Origin of the sequence: Planktothrix sp. FACHB-1355 (assembly GCF_014748295.1) — a bacterium.
GTDB classification, from domain to species: Bacteria; Cyanobacteriota; Cyanobacteriia; order Cyanobacteriales; family Aerosakkonemataceae; genus Aerosakkonema; species Aerosakkonema funiforme_A.
The window spans coordinates 1-3,331 of the sequence record NZ_JACJUP010000813.1 but is presented as its reverse complement, the minus strand read 5'-3'; the positions used below and the strand labels follow the sequence as shown (position 1 = coordinate 3,331).

3 protein-coding genes are annotated in these 3,331 nt (G+C 44.0%); 1 reads left to right on the top strand and 2 read right to left on the bottom strand.

From position 1 onward, the window contains the following. Both H6S82_RS33085 and H6S82_RS25285 read right to left on the bottom strand, forming a co-directional pair. Positions 1 to 241 (bottom strand): hypothetical protein (locus H6S82_RS33085; protein WP_206756898.1); only part of this gene is annotated, 241 nt, incomplete at its 3' end. 267 nt (positions 242 to 508) lie between these two features. Beyond that, positions 509 to 1,246, bottom strand: coding sequence for a DUF928 domain-containing protein (locus H6S82_RS25285; protein WP_191056898.1), 738 nt, complete (start codon positions 1,244 to 1,246; stop codon positions 509 to 511). Between the two features lie 436 nt (positions 1,247 to 1,682). Between H6S82_RS25285 and H6S82_RS25280 the strand changes: the two genes are divergently transcribed. Then, positions 1,683 to 3,331, top strand: a 1,649-nt coding sequence (locus H6S82_RS25280) for a ShlB/FhaC/HecB family hemolysin secretion/activation protein (protein ID WP_191056897.1), incomplete at its 3' end; no start/stop codon positions are given.

The following is a 3,331-nucleotide window of genomic DNA, read 5'->3' as shown; positions in this document are numbered from 1 at the left end:
GATGAGAGGATTTTGGATTGTCTGGGCCTTGAAAAGACGGAGTTTGAAATTCCGAATTTTTTTTGATGATTACCCTTGAAATGGGAGACTTGAAATCATTTTTTTCCATCAAACGCAGTAGGATAATCAATGCAGGAATGCTAGGGACTGTTATCAATCCACCCCACCAATCCCAAATGGTGTTTTTTAATTTTTGTTCCCCGTTCATACATATGAAGAACTGAATCAAATGAATTGCCAAGATTGAGATTTATATTACGTCAATTTTCATCAAAAACCTGTGACACATAATCTTTACCACAGTGATTGTTTAAGCAAGTTAGAGTGATCTGAATCACTCGTTATTGATTGAGTGCAGGGGGAAAAAATAGTTTTTGCACATTCAACTAAACAATAACAATGCAATTTTTAAATTTTTCCGAATTTCAAGCTCCATCCTGTTAAGGCGGAGCCAATTCAAAATCCAAAATCCTTGCATCGGGTGACCCCGATCGTTCTTATTTTGGTATTAATTATTCTGCGCTTGGCAACAGTTAACTATGGGTGTTTGCCCAAATTCGCTTAACCCGACAGACTGGAGAAGTTGCTGCCATTCAGCAGAAATGGTGCGATCTTGAGGGCGCGATCGCTTCAATTCTGCCAAAGTGGCGACCGTTTCGTACCAGTATCCATTTTTGGCATAAAGTTCCACCTTCTGGAGCGGTTCCGCGCTGTTTATCTCGCTTTTGAGGGCAGAACTCAGTTCTTTGCGTTCCAACCATCCTTCCACCACCACATTCCGCAATGGTTCTTTTGGATCGCAAATTACTGCCACAGTCCACTTATAGCGTTTGCCGGTCTCCAAAGCGGGAGCGGTATCGGGAAGTGTAAAGCTAACAATGCCAGGAATACCTGTCAGAGTAAGAGTAGTTTGGTAAATTCCATTTGAGTTTTCATCCCACAAACTGAATTCGGCTTTCAAAGGTTGAGATTCAGGAATTTGGACAAGGATTGTGGGATATGCCGCTGCCGCGATCTCTCCATCTGTAGCGGGAATTAAAGCAGCTACCTGAGATCTTGCACCGCCTGTTGCCGACTGGCTGGAGGCTCTTTCTTGGATGCAAATTCCCCGCGATGCGCCCCCTGATGTTCTCTGAGGACGTCCTTTGGGCTGGAAGGTGACGCTATTAACGGGTGCAAGTGGAAACAGGGATAGTACAACGGTTATCCCAGACAACAATAATCGCGATAATTTCTTCTTATACATATATAAACTCGACAGGAACACGCTTCTATGATGTTGTAATTTGTATAAATTTGCCACTCATATATAAAAATTTTTATAAAAATTTTTCTTTTCTTTTTCGTTATCTGTTATATTAATAACCTACTTTTATTCGCCACTGTAAAACTTGTCTGCAAGCGTTTCCGCTTGCAGATGTTAAGGAATATAACGGTTTCCATTTAAATTAACTACAGCCTAGAACTCGTTTGCACTTTTTTTATCGGGTTTTTCTGTACGTAACGCATTTCAAAATGGCTGTATAAATTAATTCAGCGAGCGCTGATTTCTAGCTTTTAGCAGATCCTTATTTTTTGGGAAAGTCAATCTGAATCATAAAGTAGGTAAATAACTTACTCTGTTTTCTAGTGACAGTAGTTTCAAAAATAGCTTATTTGAGGGATTGTGGAGAGTGTTTGATATGGTTCATCAATTGAGGAGGCTATTTTGGCTAATAGGAATTTTTTTGGTAATGCTTGGGGAAACCAAAACAGTAGGCAGCACGACAGCAAATTTGCCCGTCAATCTTCAAAAGTTGGAAATTACCGATCGCGATCGGGATATTATTTCAGCAATCCCAGAATCGATACAAAATACACTAGATGTGCAGATAAGTCAACTGCCTAACCCAATTTTGCCAACAGAACCCGAATTACCGCCTCCGACGTTACCGCAACCGCAACCATCTCCCCTGCAACCAATCCCAACAACTCCTTCTCCCAGCGAGACTCCCCTGGAAATTCCGGGCACAATTCGCGTAGAAAGGTTTGAATTTGAGGGAAATACAGCGTTTAGCGATCGGGAATTGACTGAAGTTACCAAACAGTTTACCGGACGAGAAATCGGCTTTGCGGAACTACTGCAAGCAGAAGCAGCCGTGACCGCAAAATACACACAAGCAGGATACGTGAATTCCGGCGCGGTGATTCCGGCTAACCAAACCTTCAACAGAGAGGGAGCGGTTGTTAAAATTCAAATAGTAGAAGGAGGATTGGCAGAAATTCGGGTTACGGGAACTCGCCGCCTCAATCCCAGCTACGTGCGATCGCGCTTAGAAATTGCCACCCGCGTACCCCTAAATCGTAACCGTCTGCTGGAAGCATTACAACTGCTGCAACTCGATCCCCTCATCGCCAATGTCTCCGCCGAACTCCAAGCCGGAAGCCGTCCGGAAAGAAGTAGATTGGAAGTGCGGGTGAAGGAAGCAGACACATTCACTGTGCAATTATTTACCGATAACGATCGCTCTCCCAGTGTCGGTACTTTTCGCCGGGGTATTCGCTTCCACCAAGCTAATTTACTCGGATTGGGTGATGGACTGCAAGTATCTTACGCCAACACCGACGGCAGTAACGAATTGGACGCCAGCTACACGCTTCCTGTCAATCCCCGCAACGGTACAATAAGATTCGCAGGTGGTATTACCCATACCCACGTAATTGAGCCACCATTCGATCGCATTGATATTGAAGGAAAATCTCGCACTTACGAAGTAACTTATCGTCAACCGATTGTGCAAAAGCCATCTGGCGAGTTAGCTTTGGGAGTCAGTTTCTCCCGACAGGAAACCGAAACTTACTTGCAAAACGAAAAATTTCCCTTATCCCCAGGCGCAAACGATCGAGGAGAAACGCGAGTTTCCGCTTTTCGCTTTTTTCAAGAATATGTGAAACGCGATCGAAATCAAGTTTTCGCAGCGCGATCGCAATTTAGCGCCGGTGTCGATTTCTTCAGCGCCACTACAAATGATGATGCACCGGATAGTCGCTTTTTTTCCTGGCGCGGACAAGCTCAATACGTGCTATTATTAGCACCGGAAACTTTGCTGATCCTGCGTTCCGATATTCAGCTTGCCACAGATTCGTTATTATCTCTAGAACAGATTGGCATCGGCGGTGCAAGCAGCGTGCGAGGATATCGACAAGATTTATTATTAACAGATAACGGTGCGATCGCCGGAGCGGAAGTGAGAATACCCATCCTCAGAGTACCTAAAGTAAGAGGATTGTTGCAACTTGCTCCCTTTATCGATTTTGGCATCGGTTGGAATTATAGTGGCGAAAAATCCAA

Coding starts and splice junctions, on each gene's coding strand:
- H6S82_RS25285 (WP_191056898.1), bottom strand. CDS start 1,246: ATGTATAAGAAGAAATTATCGCGATTATTGTTGTCTGGGATAACCGTT.